Genomic DNA, 18,758 nt, shown 5'->3' with positions numbered 1-18,758 from the left:
CTCCTCTCCCTCTCTCACAAATAAAAAATTGCACAAAACCTGTGCAATTTTCATTTCACTTACTTCATTATACACGCTTTTACAAAATTATTGAACACTTTTTTCATAATATCCCTTAGTTTTTTAATTAAACTTAAATTTCGCTAAAGCATCTGCAAGGGCTGTATTGATTGGTTCATTATTATTCTTCTTTTGATTTTTTAAATACTTGGCTACATCTCTCTTATTCCCCTGACTTTTCTTTTCTTCTTTTCTCTTTTTAAAGGATGTTAGTTTTTCTCTATGTCCACACCCACATACAAATATTTGACCTTCTCCCTCACCACGAAGTTCCATTTTTTTATGGCAATTTGGGCATCTCGCATTGGTTTTTTTAGCAATCCCTTTTTTATAACCACATTCTCGATCCTGACAAACAAGCATTTTTCCTCTTTTTCCATTCACTTCTAATAAATATTTTCCACATTCAGGACATTTGCTTCTTGTAAGGTTATCATGTTTAAATGATTCTTTACTATTTTTTATTTCATTAACAATTTCTTTCGTATAATCTCTCATATCACTCACAAAAATATTTTTATTGATTTTCCCTTTTGAAATTGATTCTAACTTTTGTTCCCATCGAGCTGTTAATGCAGGAGACTTTAAATCTTTAGGAACTAAATTTAAGAGCTGTTTCCCTTTAGAAGTGATACAAATATCTTTTCCCTTCTTTTCAATCAAGTAGCTATTGAATAACTTTTCTATAATATCTGCTCTTGTAGCTACCGTCCCGATTCCACCTGTTTCTCCAATGGTCTTAATTAAATCCTTATTTTCACTTTCCATATATTTTACTGGATTTTCCATAGCTGAAAGTAAACTTGCTTCGTTAAAAGATGCTGGGGGTTTCGTTTCTCCCTTAGTTTGATTTATACTAGCTATTTTTAAAATATCACCTTTATTTAAATTGGGTAAGGTTTGCTCTTTAATAGAATCACTTATATCCTCATCATCAACATTGTTTTTATATACTTCCTTCCAACCCTGTTTAATAACTATTTTTCCTTTAGCTATAAAAATTTCTTCTTCTATTTTAGCTTTTATAGTTGTCTGCTCATACTCAAAAGGTGGATATAAAATAGCTAAGAACCTTCTAACAACCAAATCATATATTTTTCTTTCTTTATCACTTAAATCACTTAAAAAAACAGTCTTTTCCGTTGGAATAATGGCGTGATGATCTGTTACCTTACTATTATCAACAAATGATTTATTGCCCTTTATTGGTTTTCTTAAAAGTTTTCCTGCTATAGAACTATAAGGACTCACACCACATGCTTTAATTCTATCTTTTAGGGTATCTACAATATCCTCTGTAATATATCTTGAATCCGTTCTTGGATAAGTTAAGACTTTGTGTTGCTCATAAAGCTTTTGCATAATGGATAATGTTTCTTTTGCAGAAAACCCAAATATTTTATTTGCATCTCTTTGAAGTTCTGTTAAATCATATAATTTTGGAGCATAGCTTTTTTTATAGGCTTTTTTTATATCTATAATCTCAGCATCTTTATTCTGAATAACTTTTAATATTTTATCTGCCTTACTTTTATCAAAAGTCTTTATATCTTTTGTCTTTCCATCTTGCCATGTTAACTTTAACTTATTCACTACAGCCGTGATTCCATAAAAAGATTTTGACTTGAAGTTTTGAATCTCCTCTTCCCTTTTAGCAATCATGGCAATCGTCGGCGTTTGCACTCTTCCACAAGAAAGCTGTGCATTATATTTACAAGTTAACGCACGGGTAGCATTAATCCCCACGATCCAGTCAACTTCAGCACGAGCAACTGCAGAAGCATAAAGGTTTTCATATACTTTTCCATCTTTTAATTTATTAAACCCTTCTCTTATAGCCTTATCTGTAACAGAAGAAATCCAAAGTCGTTTGATCGGTTTCTTTACACGAGCCTTTTCTATAATCCATCTAGCAACTAATTCTCCCTCCCGACCAGCATCAGTAGCAATAACAATTTCTCCTACATCTTTTCTATTCATTTGCTGTTTAACAATATTAAATTGCTTTCCCGTTTTCTTAATCACAACAAGTTTTAACTGAGAAGGTAGCATAGGTAAATCTTCAATTCTCCATGATTTATATTTTTCCTCATAACTTTCTGGATCAGCTAATGTAACTAAATGTCCTAAAGCCCAAGTAACGATATATTTTTCACCCTCTAAATATCCATTTCCTTTTTTACTACATTTTAAAGTTCTAGCTAAATCTCTTCCAACAGAAGGTTTTTCAGCTAATACAAGTATTTTATTCATGTTAACAATCCTCTCAAAATTAGTCTATCTAATCATAACACAAATCAAACTATTAGACTACTAAGACTATATTTCTATACAACTTCTCAAATATTTCAAAAAGAATCTATCAAGGCTAACGTTATTTCTTTTCACCTTAATAGATTCTTTTATTTTTTAGTCTATTTTATATGTTTATCTTTTACTAATCTAAATCATATTCATGAGCTATTTCTTCTCCATTTAGTACTCTAAGAGCTCCTAATGCAAGGGCTTTTAATTCATTCTCTCCTGGTACAATCTCAACGGGTGCAATAAATTGTACCCTTTTCTTAATCCATTCTGTAATCATCTTAGAATAAGCAATTCCTCCAGTAATAATGATTGTATCTACCTGACCCTCTACTACCGTTGCAAGCTCACCTATTCCTTTTGCTATTTGGTATGCCATTGCTTCATAGATTAATTTTGCATACTCATCCCCATTTTTTATTTTTTCTTCTACTTCTATTGCACTATTGGTTCCTAAATAGGAAATGAGCCCACCTTTTCCTCTTAATTTCTTTTTCATGGTATTTTTATCAAATTTCCCTGAATAACATAATTGAATCAATCTCTTACAAGGGACTCTTCCAGCTCTTTCAGGTGAAAAAGGTCCCTCATCATCTGAAACAATATCTACCATTTTTCCTTTTTTATGAATACTTACAGACATACCTCCACCTAGATGCGCAATAATTAGATTCATATCTGTATATGATTTTCCTAATTCCTTAGCAACCTTAATCCCTACAGCTCTCATATTTAATGCATGAGAAAAACTATCTCTTTCTATATCAGCCATTCCAGAAATTTTTGCAATATCTTCTAATTCATTTACTGCAACAGAATCATATATAAAGGATGGTATTTCTAAAGGTTTTGCAATCTCATATGCAATGATTGCCCCTAAATTAGCAGCATGCTCAATCACTGGTCTTTTAGCTAATCTTTCCACCATGGATTCATTCACCCTATAGGCTCCTGACTGTACAGGAGGCAATAATCCTCCTCTCCCCACTACAGCAGATAGCTCTTTCACATCAAAATTTATTTCTTTTAAAAAATTCATTAATGCTTCTTTTCTCATTTCATATTGATCTGCAATATGCCTATATTTTTCAATTTCTTCGCTTGGATGTTCTATTGATTTTTTATAAATTTCTTTGGTATTTTCATATATGGCAATTTTCGTGGATGTTGAGCCTGGATTAATTGCTAAAATTTTACGATTTTGATCCATTTTTTACCTCCTTTAAATCTTCTGTTTTACAATCTTTCCATTCCAGCTTTTAATGCTTTTATATTCATATGAACAAACTTTTCTTTTACGGTTTTTTGAATAATTTCTTCCCAATCAATTCCTTCAAGTCCCATTGCTTTAACTAAAGATCCAAGAAGAACAATATTCATAGTCCTTACATTTCCCAACTCCTCAGCAATCTTTGCAGCATTTAATACTGTTGTATCTACCTTTTCTTTGATTCTATCAATAACTCCTTTTGGATAATTCTTTTTACCTGTAAGTATTGGCACTGAAGGGATTTTATAATCATTAATGACCATTTTTCCATTTGGCTTTAAGTGATCTAACCATCTTAAAGCTTCCATCACTTCAAAAGAAACTAAAATGTCTGCCTCACCTTTCCCAATGATAGGTGAATATACTTCTTCTCCAAATCTAACTTGTGTAGTAACACTACCACCTCTTTGAGACATACCATGAATTTCAGACATTTTCACATCATAACCTGCTTCCATCAATCCAGTTGATAATATTTTACTAGCGAGAATTGTTCCCTGACCGCCTACCCCTACTAATAATATATTTTTCACTTCTGTCATTTTATTCACCTACCTTTTTAATTGCATGAACAGGACACACCTGTACACAGACTTCACAACCCACACACTGAACCTTATCAATCTTTACCGTCTTACTTTCTTTATCAAAGTGTAATGCTGGACATCCTGTATTGATACATTTTTTACATCCAATACATTGATCCTTATCAACTTCACACAATCCCTTGTAATCACCAAATTCATCTATATCTAAATCTGAATGTTTTTTGAGTACACAAGGCCATCTTGTTATGATTACCGAAGGCTCATCAAGGTTTAAAGCTTCATTTAGTGCCGTTTTCACTTCTTCTAATTTTAAAGGATTTACAACTTTAACATGATCGATTCCAATAGCTCTACAAAGGGTAGGAATATCTATTTCCTTTGTTTTTTCCCCTTGCAATGTATACCCCGTTCCTGGATTCTCTTGATGACCTGTCATACCAGTAGTTCTATTATCCAATATTACTGTAACCGTATTACTTTGGTTATATGCAATATCTAAAAGACTATTCATTCCCGTATGAAAAAATGTTGAATCTCCAATAACTGACACTGCTCTCATATGGTCACCATGTTTACTAAGGGCCTTTTGGGCTCCATGACCTGCACTTACACTAGCACCCATACAAATTACTGTATCAACAGCATTTAAAGGATCTGCAACACCTAATCCATAGCATCCGATATCCCCTGTTACAATAATATTTTTCTTTTTACTTAATTCATAAAAAAGCCCCCTATGAGGACATCCTGCACATAATGTTGGCGGTCTGCCTACAAGATCCGAAGTATCACACTCAATTAATGGTTTTTCCTCCTCAAGTAAACCTTTTCTAATAATATCTGCATTCAATTCTCCTATGTTTGGAATTTTTTCTTTTCCAATACACTTGATTCCCATGGCTTTTATTTGTTCTTCCATATATGGCTCTACTTCTTCAATTACATAGAGGGTTTGTACTTTTGCTGCAAACGCTTTAATTTTTTCCATTGGAAGAGGAAAAGTAAATCCAAGTTTTAAGTAGGATGCAGATTTTCCAAATACTTCTTTTGCATGTTGATAAGCAACCCCTGATGAGATAATGCCAATTTTCTTTTTATTCCACTCAAAATAGTTTAATGGTGTTTCCTCTGTAAAACTTTTAAGTTTCTTTATTCTTTCTTCAACTCTTACACGCATTTTTCTAGCATATGCAGGAGTAGTAGCATATTTTTGTGGATTCTTATTATAAGGTTTTTTACCCACTTCCTCTCTTTCCCCAAGTTCAACCAAACTTTTACTATGACATATTCTCGTAGTCATCCTTAAAAGAACGATCGTGTCATACATTTCACTAATCTTTATTGCATCCTTTACCATATCTTTTGCTTCTTGACTATTACTTGGCTCAAGCATTGGAATCTTTGCAAACTTTGCATACATTCTATTATCCTGTTCATTTTGAGATGAATGAATCCCTGGTTCATCGGCTGATACCAAAACAATTCCACCATTACAGCCTGTATAAGCAAATGAAAATAAAGGGTCCGCAGCCACATTTACTCCTACCTGCTTCATAGCAGCAAACGCTCTTGCACCTACAATGGATGCTCCTATGGCTGATTCTAATGCAACTTTTTCATTTGGTGCCCATTCGGCAATAATTTCTTCTTTATATGGAGCAATATTTTCTAATATTTCTGTACTTGGTGTACCAGGATATGCTGCTGCAAAAGTAATCCCCGCTTCATACACTCCACGTGCAACAGCTTCATTCCCTGTTAATAACTTCTTCATCCTACTTCCTCCCTTACTATTTTTAAATGAAATAATATAATCTATTTTATCTGAATTTTTAGAATCAATTTAATAGTATTGCAATTTTTATGCCAGCCATATAACCCTTAAAAGTCTGTGTTTTCCACAACATCCTCATAAAAATGTAATCAAAAAGGGTTAAAAGGTATAATATTTCAATACCTTTTAACCCTCTAATCCATTTTTAAATATTTAAGCACCCGCATACCATAGTCTGTTATGGTGCTTCCACTTCTTCCCTTAAATATTTCTGCCATCAAAAATTTTTCAAGATTTATTAATATACGCCTTATTTCCTGTTCACTAATAAAAATGCCTCTCTGCTTTGCCAGTTTGTAAATACTTCTTCGACCTAATCTTTTTTTATCAAGATAACTATTATTTAATTGCTCTAGTACAAATATATATTTAGATATGTTTTTCCCAACTACCCCTAAAAATTCATCTATTAAATTTTTTTCTTCTTCATCAAAAGCAATACCTTTAAAAGTTTCTTCATACTCAAAGGGTAAATCTTTTATATCTACTTCATTAATTCCTAAATTAGCAAGATATTCAATACAATTTCTTAATTCTCTACCATTACCTTTCCATTTATGTTTAAATAAAGCCTCTTCTGCTTTTGCTGTGAAATAAAATTGACTATGAAATTCCTTTTTCATTTCCTCCATAAGAGGGAAAACATCTTCATTTCTACTTCGTAAAGGGGGGATTTTTAACGGAAGTACATTCAATCTAAAATATAAATCCTGTCTGAACATTCCTTTTTTCACCATTTCCTTTAAATCTCTATTAGTAGCTGCTATAATGCGAATATCCACATGAATCAATCCATCTCCCCCAAGGCGCATTACTTCTCTTTCTTGTAATACCCTTAAAAGCCTCTTTTGAAGATCTAAAGGCATTTCTCCAATTTCATCAAGAAACAAGGTTCCCTTATGAGCTAATTCAAAAAGTCCTGATTTTCCACCCTTTCGAGCTCCTGTAAAAGCTCCCTCTTCATATCCAAATAGCTCACTTTCTAAAAGGCTTTCTGGTAACGCACCACAATTTACTGCTACAAATTGAAATTTTTTTCTTTTAGAGCCATTATGTATTGCATGGGCAAACAATTCTTTTCCCGTTCCACTTTCTCCACTAATTAAAACAGATGAATTAGATTTAGCCATTCTTTTTGCAATAGCTTTACATTTATGAATCCCTTCACTTACTCCAATAATATCTTCAAATGTATATTTTGCCCTATGTCCTTTTCCAATCAATCGAGCCCTTAATTCATGCTGCTTCTTTTCTGTATCACTAAATTTTTTAAAGATGGCAACAGCTCCATATAATCTTTCTGAATGAATAATTGGATCAACAGATAAAATCACATCATAACCATTTATTTTTATGAGTTTTTCTTTTATAGATTTTTTATTTCTAAGTACCTGTTGAAAAGGAATTTTCTCTAATATTTTAAAACTATTCTTTCCTACTAATTCTTCTTTTTTACTTCCTATGATATTTTGTGCACTTTCATTATAAGAATAAATGATCCCTTCCCTATTAATCCCAATAATCCCATCCTCTAAGACTTGTAATAAAATATCTAATTCACTCTCAAATCTATTGATTCTTCCTAATATCTTAGCCAAACCAAAATTGGTTGTTACACTTTCTCTATAAGCTTTTTTGATATTCTGTTTATTTAAAAGATGATCTAGTTTAAGCTTTACACCAATGTCAATAATCGTATTCATATCTAAAAGACTATTTCCAATATTGATAATTTCTCCAGAAAAATCCGGTAGCTCTTTTCCTTTTCCTAATAGCAGCATGGTTTTTCCTTCTAATTTTTCTTGTCCCCCAGGATTTATAGGAATCAATTCCAAATGTCTTGCTCCTAATTGATAAATAACTGATATCATCTCTGCTGCCATTTCTGCACTCTCATCTAATAATAGAACTTCCGTCCCTTCGCCAATATTCATAATTTTTTCTAATCCTAATTTAGAGATAGTTCTATTGGCAATGACGATTTCACTCTTATTTTTAATATATTTTTTAATCTTTTTAAATGCATCATAAGATGGAATCAATACCATATCAGCACTTATACCTTTTTGAATAGCTTTCGTGCCAACACAAAACTTCTCCATAGAAATATTATCTAAAAACAAGCTTTTTATTTGTTCATAATATATATCAACAGTTGCCTGACTATAGCTTACAATGGCTAGGGTTTTCTTCATAAACCTCACCTTTCTGATTCCTTTTTAAAATGTACTGAATCGTAAAATCCAACAGCTTAGGAGTTCTTTCTAGTAAATCTTCCTTATATACTCTTTCAGTAAATTTATGTAAATCCTTTCCCCATGGTCCTATATTGATTACAGGTATGGACAATTTTTTCATATCTTCAAAAGATATACTATACAGATTTCCCCACAAGGGCATATTCGGTTCAATATAAGGAATCACATCTTCACTATTATTTAACCCTATATAACTCATGTCAGAGATCCCCATAAAATAGTTTCTTTTTTCATAAATTTCATTCCAATTTGCTCTTGAAAAATCATTTATTTTTTCGCTAAGATTCAATACATTTTTAGTGGATAATTGGTTGAGTTTTATATTAGCTATATGAGGATAATAAGGTGGAGAAAATGCTATAACTACCATTGGTGATAAATCCGTTATATATTCTAAGGTTTTTTCAATCAGTACAAAATTACTTTCTGGCATATTTGTTTTGTTATTTTTTATATCCTTCTTTAACTTTTCAAGAGTATGATTATAATTTTCAATAAATAGATCTCCTGAATTTTTTACCGCTTCATCATAAATTTCTGAAAAGGTTCTTACATTAACCTTCCATGGTAATTTTCCGTTCATATGATTAACCTTCTCACTATATTTCTTATAGTGAGTATTCATATTTTCTATCATATCTTCAAAAGACTTTTCACAAACTTTTTTTACTTGATCTAATATTTCTTTGGGTGTTCTTTGAAGTGTTAATATGCTAAAATAGCCTCCAGCTGACTCAGGAATAGATACATCATATCTTTCTTTTCTATCTCTAAAATAAAGCCAAGAAGGTGGTGGCGTAATTTCATCCCCTTCTACATCTGAAAAATCTGAATTTAATTCCGTTACCTTCACTATTTCAGATAATAACATTATAGGATTCAATCCTTGAAAAATATCTCCTGCATGTGTTTTTTTACCTCTCACATAAACTACTGGCATAATCTTTCCAACAGAACCTTCGTATAAAATTCCTTTATTATTTTCTTCTCTTTGATGAGGTTCCAAATTAATCAAGATACAATACTGCAAATTAAACTTTTCTTTAAGTTTAACTAAAAGCTTCGCTCCTTCTCTCATCCCTAAGGATAAGCACTCTTCATCTGGTACAGAAATAAGTAGTACATTCCCATTGAAGTCCTCTATCTTTGAATAGGCTTCCATAAGGGCTAATTGAATAGCAGCACCTGCCTTCATATCACAAGTTCCTCTTCCAAATATCCATTTTTCACTTTTTAAATCCTTTTTAACATCACTTGATACAGCCCTCTCTCTCATAGCATACTTTAGTTCATCTGGACTATAAGCATATTCTGACAACACCCCATAATCAAGAACATCTACCACATCATGATGGTGAATTAATATGACAGTATCATTTCCTTTTCCCTTCACTAATCCCCATATAATAGACCTTCCTAAGTGATCTTCTTCTAAGTTATACTGCCCACATTTATCTGGATTTAACTGAAAATAATCTATTCCTTGAAACCAATTATATAAGTATTTTTCTATATCTTTTTCAAGGGTTGTTCCCGTATCACTTTTAATAGCTACTAACTCTGTAAAGATTTTATTAATTTCTTTCGATAAATCCAGCTCATATTTCATACAAAATATCACTCCCCTGTATAAAAAGTTTATCCCCCATTTTTCACAGCATAAGTTTTTTAATGTTTCTTATATAAAAAAGCAATACACATATCTTTTTTCCTCTCTTTAACCACCTCTTTACACAATATATTGTCTCTTCAATTCTTGTTTTGAACTAAGATATGTATTAATAGTAGGTAAATAATTTATAATCCCATTAAATTCACGTTTAATTTGAAACTTTTTATCCATATCCCCATAGGGTATAGATTTACGTCCCCCCTGTAAACTTTTCTCATAATAATACGCAAGGATTTCTAGAGGAATTAAATAATACTCATTATACATTTTAAAATTTGCTAATATAAAACTAACACCACCTTGCTTTGCATGTTCCTTAAGGTCCTCTATTTGGTGAACATGTATATTGCTTAGTGGTAAGCTTTTTAATTCCGTCTCTTTTACATCAAATGCAATGGAAATTCCTTGTGCAATTCCACTATAATCTACATAAGCTTTCTGCTCAAAATACCCTTTTGTAATCATCCCTTTGTTATCAATATCTATTACTTTTATAGGAACTGGATTCTTTTTTATGTATGCTAGTTTTTTCCTTCTATATAAATCATTTGTTAAATCAATTTCATTTTCAGACGAATCTCCACGATGTCCTCTACTTCTCCAAGTCGTCATGACAAGCCTCCTTAAAATATGATAAAACACCTAAGTCTATTTTATCATTATTTCTATTAAAATAAATCACCCTATTTCCCTTATAATTTAAGAAAAATAGGGTGTCCTCTAAAATCAAAAGATTTTTATACTGCACATTTCCTATCATATAATATTATTCTATAACATCTGGATTTTTTCCTTCTTCCATAGCATGATCTACTATATTAACTTCTCTTCAAATACATTTAATAAATTCATTCTTTCAATTTTTTTCTTTAATACCTCTATGTCTATCGTATACAAATTTAATTCTTTCATTCTCTTAAAATAATCAGCCCCTGCAAAAGTATATCTAGTTTTGACCCCTTCTTCTGTTCTACTCTCTCTATGTTCATATGCAATTAAATCACCAATACATAAGTTTACTGGAAGTTCTAAAAGAGGCATTCCTTTTATTAAGCGAACACTATTATGTCCTGCTAAACTTCCTGTAGCAATAGCTTCAGGCCTTCCCACTAAATTGCAATATCATTTTAAAGAAAACTAATTTGCTTTTCCTCATAGTCATTTTTATAACTATTAATAATATCTTTCATTTTGTACAACAAATTTTCTTTGTCACATGCTCCTTTAAAAATTGTCCACAGCTTAGCTGTGCGTTTTGAGCGGCACTCATAAGAAAATCCATATTCTTTTATGTATTTTTGACTCATACCTTCAAAATGTTCATTTATCTTCTTAAAGAAATGGATTCTTTGATTTTGCCTAAGGGTTACACCAAAAGCAGGATAGATAAACCTTGCTCCATTTTCCTTGGCTAATCTTATGATTTCTAATATATTTTCATCATGATCTTCAATAAATGGTAATACAGGCATAAGCAGTATGCCTGTGTAAATACCATTGGTAGAAAGCTTATTGATGGTTTCAAATCTTTTAGATGCTACAGCTACATTCGGCTCAAGTATTTTACATACGCCATCATCTGCACTAGTTACAGTAATTTTTGCAAGAACGGGAGAATGTCTTTTCATACTTTTAAGTATATCTATATCTCTTGTTATCAATGAACTTTTTGTAGCTATTGATACTCCAAAATGATACTTATTTAAAAGTTCTAGTGCCTGTCTAGTAAACTTATATTTTTGTTCAAAAGGATTATAGGGATCTGACATAGAACCTGTTCCAACGATTCCTTTTTTCCGTTTTGATTTGAGTTCTCTATTTAAAATTTCTATAGCATTTTCTTTAACCTTAACTTTATCAAAGTTTTCTATATGATAGCATTCACTCCTACTATCACAATAAATACATCCATGAAAACACCCTTTATAGATGTTCATGTTATAATTACATCCAAACCACTCTCCACTCCTATTGTAACCTGATAATATAGTTTTTGCTGGTATATACTCCATATAATCGCCCTATTCTTTTAAAGAAATATATATATGAATCTCTTGATTTTTCATATCTTGTGAGTTATTTTGATATTCTTCAAAATCACAAGTATACGCTCTATCTAAATCCAATTGCCAAAGTTTTGTCCAAAATTGCCCCACTGCTTCTTTTACATCTCCATTAATGATAAATTTAGCATATTTCCCTTTTGGAATGACTTTCTTAGTAAGAGAACCCTCTAGTTTCTCATGATCCATTACTTCACAACAAGCTAAAAAATCATATGGTCTTGTAAAATCCCCTTCATAATCTGTATATAATCCTATAGCTTTATGATTTACTTTTCCCATAATCTTTTCATAAATCCCTGTAGTAATAAACTGTTGCCAAACTTCCCCGATATCCTTAACAGATTGTCCCCCTACATTAGTCGTTTGCTTCATAATTCCTACTACTATCTTTTCATTTAACATTATAATTTCATATTTCATAATAGTTCCCCCTATGTCTTTTTCTTTATTCTACATAAGGAAATATGACAGCAGTATGTCATATTAGAAAATTTATTCATAAACTTTTAGTGCTAAACGCAAAGTTTCTTTTATTTTCTCTCTGATCTCTTTTGGCTCTATAACCTGAACGTATTTACCAAAAGATAAGATATATCCATAAACCCATTCCCCTTTAGGAAAAGTTATACTAGCTTCTATGCCACCATCTTTGTAATGCGTAATATTTTCATATCCAAAATCATCATAAACTCTGTAAGTTACCTCTGGTTCAAACTTAAGCTTTAATGTAACCATATGTTCTTTATTTGATACAGGTGCCTCTATAGGCAAGTCCATTGAATAGGTATGTTCAAAAGTTTGCTCCTTCACTACTAAATTATTGATTCTTGATATTCTAAATACCCTTATATCCTGTTTATCCTTGCAAAATCCTTGTAGATACCATCCTTGACCTTTGAACACAAGCTTTATAGGCTCTACAGCTCTACCTGCTTTTACTCCATAAGAATTAACATAATCAAATCCTACTATACGGCGGTTTAGTATGGCATCTTTTAAACTATTAAATTTATTTTTATTCTCACGATTGCTTCCCCAATGGGAGAAATCAACCTCTATCCAATTATAGCTATCAGTATTTTTAAAAAGTGCTGCAAGCTTTGTAATTACCATATCTACTTCAGCATACTTTGTCGCTTTTAAACCATGAAGTGCTGCTATCATATGACTCTGTTCTTCTTCTGAAAATAAGGATTTATCCATAGTAAACTGTGGTAAAATCCGAATACCACCACGGCTCCCTTTATTCGTGTATATAGGAATATTCGATAAACTCAACGTATCGATATCTCTATATATAGTTCTAGTTGAAACCCCAAAATGTTGTGCAAGTTCTTTAGCTGTTACCCTTTCTTTTTTCAATAGAATCATTACAATTTCAAATAATCGATTAATTTGCATATCCATCACCTATCCTTAGTACATTTCACCTGAATCTTTTGTATTTTTATCACTATAATCAAAGTATTTATGATTCCCCCAGTATTCACTAAACCAATACTTTTTGTTTTCTCCATTATCATAAGTTTCTTCATAATATTTTTGGTCTTTCTCATAGCATTGCAAAACAATCCCCAGATAATCCATATTCATATCATATATTTTCATAGATAGTTGTTCTAATTTCACAGCTAAATCTTCTTCTATTCGTTTCTTTATAGCTTCTATTTTATCATCCTTATATTTTTTTCTCGTTTTTAGCTTTACAAATAGAACATTCCCCTTAAAGCTCTTTTCAAAAACAACATCTTTCATACTCCACCAATATTTTCTCTTTAGCTTTTTCTCAAAGTCCTTTGTTTCTTGTACATCTATAATTCTTGAAGGCAGTTCTATATCCGTATCCTCAAAATATTCCTTTTTTAAAATAAGGCTTTTTTTCTTATCAATATTTTGTTCTATAATCTTCCTGTTCTCTATATAAACTCTATAATTAACTTTGTTCCAATCATCTGAACTATATAATTTTTCTGGATAAGGTCCTGCAATAGCAAATGCCCTCTTCCAAACAAAAATTTCTGTTGCTACATTCTTGCTATTTCTAATATCTAAACGCTCTACATCCTTATTGAAGTAATAATCTATATTCATCTCATCTTCAATTCTATAAGCTTGGTATTTTTTTAAATGGGATATAGGGTATACTTCTTTCATATAATCCTCTATACTTTCATCAATTATAAATTCTTTAATACTTGTGTCCATAATCTCCTTTTGAATACTCTTATGGTCTATAGCTATTGAACTTTCTTGACTCCAACATGTTAAACTCATGCTTAAAATTAATAATAGAGAAATGAATACTTTTTTCATTAAATTCCCCACCTCTTAAATTTTCATTCAGCACTCTTTTTCTTTTCTAAACATTTGTGTGGATCGAGTTTTATTTGTTCCCTACCTTCAATCATTTTCACATTAAAATATATGACCAAATGTAGGAAATAGACATTATATCTAATCTCATTATACCAATTAATACCATATACGAACATTTTTTATATAATTTCATACATCCTTTTTAATAATATAAATACTCTCTAAATATTTACTAACTTTAAATTAATCTTATAACTTCACTTATTAATGATCACTAAAAAAATCAGTATCTCCTATCCTTTGAAATCTGTTTTCTATTTTCACTTTATCAAAATATCCCTTTATTTCTATTTGGGGGTCATCAATATCTAATAGATCGTTGTTTATATAGTTTTCTATTGGTATAAAAACATTTAATATGACTTCTTCTCCAGCTAAAATATCTAATTTGTTATGAGTAGCTTCAGTTTTACACAAATTCGTAATATATCCATTTCCATCTTTATTCTTTATAGGAAAACTCAAATATACATCATTTTGTTTTATTAAATGATTGGTTCCATTTTTTAACTTTAATTTAAAACTTTTTCCTTCGGGTAAGTCATTCATATTCATTATTGTTATTTCTATTTTATTTATTTCATCTACAGGTTCACTTTTAACTTCTTTTTTACTCTGCTCAAGTAACTGATATACATCTTTGGCACTTTTTAATTGCTTTAGATTATAATCTATTTTTATTAATTCTGATACATTCTTTTCATCCTCTGTCTTAACAATACCAAACCCTTTTGCATAATATGCTTTTGATTCATGATAATCTTTAGCTCCATCATCTCCATGTCTACAAGTTACTTCTATAGTATCAAAGGTACCTGCAAGTATTTTTAACATTACATTTGTATTTGTAATTTCATATACGCTATTTTCATGATTGCTCCATTTTGTTCCTTTTTTTATAGGTCCTTTTAAAAGGGTAAACTCAAAATCCGATTCTTCATTTAAATAGCTTTCTGCAAATAGTCCTGCTCCTCCATGTGTATGTGTGACCTTTATCTCACGCTCATTTATCTCACAAACTTTAACAATGCCAGCTACATGGTTAAAGCTTCGTATTTGTATGTTATTGTCTGTAATAAGATCAATTACATCTACGCTTCCTTTATTTGCAACACTACCATTAAAAACTTTAATCATTGGTTCACTAGGAATAAAATCCTTTACAGATGTAATCACTTCTTCATTCATACTATTGTTATTAAAATTATCTAATTTCATCACCATTCCTATTCCTACTATTAAAATCATCAAGATCGCCATTAAAATCCTCTTTTTCATCTCTTTTCCCCCTAATAAGAAATCCTCAACTCTTAAAATTTAGAAATATCAAATATTACTACATTATACCATTAATTACCATAAGCAACACATGATTCATCAGCAGATACTCTTTTTGTTGAATATTCTATTTTCCCATATGAGATAATAAAAATTATGAAAGTAGATAATAATATTATCTAAATTTCCAACACTCATATTTTGTAAATTTTTCCATTATCTTTATAAAACATAACTACTTTAAAGGATATTTCTTATAGAAAAAGAAATATATACAATATCTATTTTCAGAATATAAATTTTTATTCTTTCTACAAGAAATTTCACTTATTTGTTTCGATTTAAAAAAATAATGATGATAATAGAATTAAAATCATTGAAATTTTAAATACTACAAATCTTTTATGAAAGGAGATCTGTATGCTATCAAATACTAAAACAAAAAAGGAAGTATCAATGGAAACATATGTTTTTTTAATTATCCTTATTGTTTCGTTCTGGTATTTAGCTTCAACAATGGGTATAGGTATTATGTTTAATGTTATTATGAAAACAGCTCATGAACTTCTTATAAATACTGTATTTTTTATACTAGCAATAGCTGTACTTGCTGGAGCTTTTTCTTCCCTATTATCAGAATTCGGTATTGTATCTTTGATAAACAAAATTATTTCTCCTATAATGAGGTTAATCTACAACCTTCCTGGTGCAGCTTCTCTTGGTGCAATTACAACATATCTTTCTGATAATCCAGCTATTATATCTTTAGCTAAAGATATAGGTTTTTCTAAATACTTTAAAGATTATCAAACACCAGCATTATGTAATTTAGGAACATCCTTTGGAATGGGGTTAATATTAACAACATTTATGATCAGTCAAGGTAAGGGCACAGAATTTATAATTCCATCAATCATTGGTAACTTTGGCGCTTTTATAGGGAGTATCATAAGTGTAAAACTAATGCTTAGATTTACTAAAAAATATTATAACTATGATGAACATAAAGAAAAAAATACACACTGTGAATCTACAAATTATCATGCTTATAGAAAGATAAGAGATGGTAATGCTTTTGAAAGAGCTTTAGATGCTATATTAGAAGGTGGTAAAAATGGTGTAGAAATGGGAATGGCTATTATTCCTGGAGTTTTATTTATATGTACCATTATAATGATACTAACTTTTGGTCCTACTGAAGTAAAGAGTGGAATTTCTATCTATAAAGGAACTGCATTTGAGGGAATCGCACTACTTCCTAAATTAGGACAATTTATTTCTCCTATAATAAAACCCTTATTTGGTTTTAAAAGTGTAGAAGCTATTGCTTTTCCAATAACCTCCTTAGGTTCAGTAGGTGCTGCTCTAGGACTTGTAACAAAATTCTTGGAAGAAGGGTTAATCGGTCCTAATGACATTGCAGTCTTTACTGCAATGGGCATGTGTTGGAGTGGCTATTTGAGTACCCATGTTGGTATGATGGATGCTTTAGGTGTAAGACAATTAGCAAATAAAGCTATACTCAGTCATACAATAGGAGGTCTTTGTGCAGGAATTTTTTCTCATTATTTGTATGTTGTATATAGTTTGATATTCTCAAGGGTGTGATTTAGCTTCACACCCTTCATGCATTTTTACTTAATCATCTATGTCATCATCCGCCCAATCTTCATACATATCTGCATTATCTTCTTCTTCCTCCGCCCAGTCTTCATGCATATCTGCATTATCTTCTGCTTCTTCTGCCCAGTCAGTATACATGCTTGCTTGTTCAATGTCTCCTTCGTCTAGTTCATCTTCTGCCTTTTCTAAATAATCATTGGCCTGCTCTGCATAATCACTTGCATTCTCAAAATCCTGTTCTGCTTGATTATGATAATAATCTGCATCATCTAAATAATCTGGATTATAAGACATACGATTCCTCCTCTTCTTAATAATTAACTTATCTTAATTTCTTAATATTTTTTCATTTTTTATGTTAAATGTTGACTCGTTATTACCAAATCCATCATCTTACTTTTTTATGATGTGTTCTGCTATATAATACACTCTATCCTCTAGGGTTATATTTAATGATATTTACAATATATCCCATAATATTACGATTTCATCATGTCCACCTGTAGCAAGTTTTTTTCCATCTGGACTAAATGCTACTGCACTTACACATTTATTATGTCCTACTAAATTTTTCAACTCTACTCCTTTTTTAACATCCCATATCTTTGCAGTGTTATCAAAACTCCCTGATACTAATATTCTTCCATCTGGACTAAATACTACTTGCTTTGATATCTTATTATGTCCTACTAGATTTTTCAACTCTATTCCTCTTTCAACATCCCATAATTTTATAGTTCCATCTCCACTTGCTGATGCCAATATTCTTCTATCTTGGCTAAATGCTACTGAGTTTACATATGCATTATGTCCTATTAAACTTTTTAACTCTACTCCTCTTTCAATATCCCACAATTTTATAGTTCCATCTTCACTTCCTGATGCTAATATTCTTCCATCTGAACTAAACGCTACTGGGCCTACCCTCTTATTATGTCCTACTAGATTTTTTAACTCTATTCCTCTTTTGACATCCCACAATTTTATAGTTTCATCTCCACTTCCTGATGCTAATATTCTTCCATCTGGGCTAAATGCTACTGATTCTACACACTCATCATGTCCTATTAAACTTTTTAACTCTACTCCTCTTTCAACATCCCACAACTTTATAGTTTTGTCAAAGCTTCCTGATGCTAATATTCTCCCATCTGGGCTGAATGCTACTGACTTTACCCAATGCTTATATTTAACTATAATTCCTAATGATTTTCTTGTTACAATATCCCATAATTCTACTTCTCCCTTCTTCCCCAAAATCATACCTTTTGCCTTACCTATAGCTATACATCTTCCATTTGGATGAAATGCGATTGACCAAACTGCCATATTCGTCTTCAATATTGCTTCTTGTGCAACTGTAATTGTGTGTCTATCATTTTTTTTATCTTTCCTATTATTATCTTCACAAACATCCTCTCTATATTTCTCTGTATTTTTCACTATTTTCATCTTATCGTTTTTCATTT

The 18,758-nt window shown here is 31.0% G+C and carries 16 protein-coding genes; 1 reads left to right on the top strand and 15 read right to left on the bottom strand.

Annotation, left to right across the window (positions count from 1 at the left end; all coding sequences use genetic code 11):
* Positions 1-123: 123 nt before the first annotated feature.
* From K7H06_RS08140 to K7H06_RS08080, 13 genes are all read right to left on the bottom strand, one after another.
* Positions 124-2,313, bottom strand: coding sequence for a DNA topoisomerase III (locus tag K7H06_RS08140; protein WP_223039378.1), 2,190 nt, complete (start codon positions 2,311-2,313; stop codon positions 124-126).
* 184 nt (positions 2,314-2,497) lie between these two features.
* Positions 2,498-3,574 carry a butyrate kinase gene (buk, locus tag K7H06_RS08135; RefSeq protein WP_223039377.1) on the bottom strand — a complete coding sequence of 359 codons (1,077 nt, stop codon included), beginning with the start codon at positions 3,572-3,574 and terminating at the stop codon, positions 2,498-2,500.
* A 26-nt stretch (positions 3,575-3,600) separates the two neighbouring features.
* Positions 3,601-4,176 carry an indolepyruvate oxidoreductase subunit beta gene (locus tag K7H06_RS08130; RefSeq protein WP_223039376.1) on the bottom strand — a complete coding sequence of 192 codons (576 nt, stop codon included), beginning with the start codon at positions 4,174-4,176 and terminating at the stop codon, positions 3,601-3,603.
* Position 4,177: 1 nt separating this feature from the next.
* Positions 4,178-5,956: an indolepyruvate ferredoxin oxidoreductase subunit alpha gene (gene iorA, locus K7H06_RS08125; RefSeq protein WP_223039375.1), complete on the bottom strand. Its 1,779-nt coding sequence runs from the start codon at positions 5,954-5,956 to the stop codon at positions 4,178-4,180.
* A 194-nt stretch (positions 5,957-6,150) separates the two neighbouring features.
* Positions 6,151-8,211 carry a sigma-54 interaction domain-containing protein gene (locus K7H06_RS21350; protein WP_223039374.1) on the bottom strand — a complete coding sequence of 687 codons (2,061 nt, stop codon included), beginning with the start codon at positions 8,209-8,211 and terminating at the stop codon, positions 6,151-6,153.
* Entirely contained in the window at positions 8,180-9,883 is a 1,704-nt protein-coding gene (locus K7H06_RS08115; RefSeq protein WP_223039373.1) for a M20/M25/M40 family metallo-hydrolase, read from the bottom strand. The genes K7H06_RS21350 and K7H06_RS08115 overlap by 32 nt, the downstream gene beginning before the upstream one ends.
* Positions 9,884-10,003: 120 nt before the next feature.
* Entirely contained in the window at positions 10,004-10,558 is a 555-nt protein-coding gene (locus tag K7H06_RS08110; protein ID WP_223039372.1) for a Holliday junction resolvase RecU, read from the bottom strand.
* A gap of 201 nt (positions 10,559-10,759) precedes the next feature.
* On the bottom strand, positions 10,760-11,056 hold the full coding sequence (locus K7H06_RS08105) for a hypothetical protein (RefSeq protein ID WP_223039371.1): 297 nt from the start codon (positions 11,054-11,056) through the stop codon (positions 10,760-10,762).
* 17 nt (positions 11,057-11,073) lie between these two features.
* Entirely contained in the window at positions 11,074-11,958 is an 885-nt protein-coding gene (locus K7H06_RS08100; protein WP_223039370.1) for an SPL family radical SAM protein, read from the bottom strand.
* A gap of 9 nt (positions 11,959-11,967) precedes the next feature.
* Positions 11,968-12,432 (bottom strand): GyrI-like domain-containing protein, encoded by a 465-nt coding sequence (locus tag K7H06_RS08095; RefSeq protein ID WP_223039369.1) that lies wholly within the window; start codon positions 12,430-12,432, stop codon positions 11,968-11,970.
* Positions 12,433-12,504: 72 nt separating this feature from the next.
* Complete coding sequence (locus tag K7H06_RS08090; RefSeq protein WP_223039368.1) at positions 12,505-13,413, bottom strand: helix-turn-helix transcriptional regulator; 909 nt, start codon at positions 13,411-13,413, stop codon at positions 12,505-12,507.
* Between the two features lie 15 nt (positions 13,414-13,428).
* On the bottom strand, positions 13,429-14,325 hold the full coding sequence (locus K7H06_RS08085) for a hypothetical protein (protein ID WP_223039367.1): 897 nt from the start codon (positions 14,323-14,325) through the stop codon (positions 13,429-13,431).
* 267 nt (positions 14,326-14,592) lie between these two features.
* Entirely contained in the window at positions 14,593-15,666 is a 1,074-nt protein-coding gene (locus tag K7H06_RS08080) for a hypothetical protein (RefSeq protein WP_223039366.1), read from the bottom strand.
* 420 nt (positions 15,667-16,086) lie between these two features.
* Between K7H06_RS08080 and K7H06_RS08075 the strand changes: the two genes are divergently transcribed.
* Positions 16,087-17,274 carry a CD0519/CD1768 family membrane protein gene (locus tag K7H06_RS08075; protein WP_343216817.1) on the top strand — a complete coding sequence of 396 codons (1,188 nt, stop codon included), beginning with the start codon at positions 16,087-16,089 and terminating at the stop codon, positions 17,272-17,274.
* Between the two features lie 30 nt (positions 17,275-17,304).
* Here the strand turns inward: K7H06_RS08075 and K7H06_RS08070 are convergent, their stop codons facing one another.
* Together K7H06_RS08070 and K7H06_RS08065 are read right to left on the bottom strand one after the other, a co-directional pair.
* Complete coding sequence (locus K7H06_RS08070; protein WP_223039365.1) at positions 17,305-17,583, bottom strand: serpin family protein; 279 nt, start codon at positions 17,581-17,583, stop codon at positions 17,305-17,307.
* A 165-nt stretch (positions 17,584-17,748) separates the two neighbouring features.
* Positions 17,749-18,732: a WD40 repeat domain-containing protein gene (locus tag K7H06_RS08065; protein WP_223039364.1), complete on the bottom strand. Its 984-nt coding sequence runs from the start codon at positions 18,730-18,732 to the stop codon at positions 17,749-17,751.
* Between the last annotated feature and the right edge of the window lie 26 nt (positions 18,733-18,758).

Origin of the sequence: Crassaminicella profunda (assembly GCF_019884785.1) — a bacterium.
Classification (GTDB): domain Bacteria; phylum Bacillota; class Clostridia; order Peptostreptococcales; family Thermotaleaceae; genus Crassaminicella; species Crassaminicella profunda.
The sequence above is the reverse complement of the archived record's forward strand: the minus strand, read 5'-3'. Positions and strand labels throughout refer to the sequence as shown.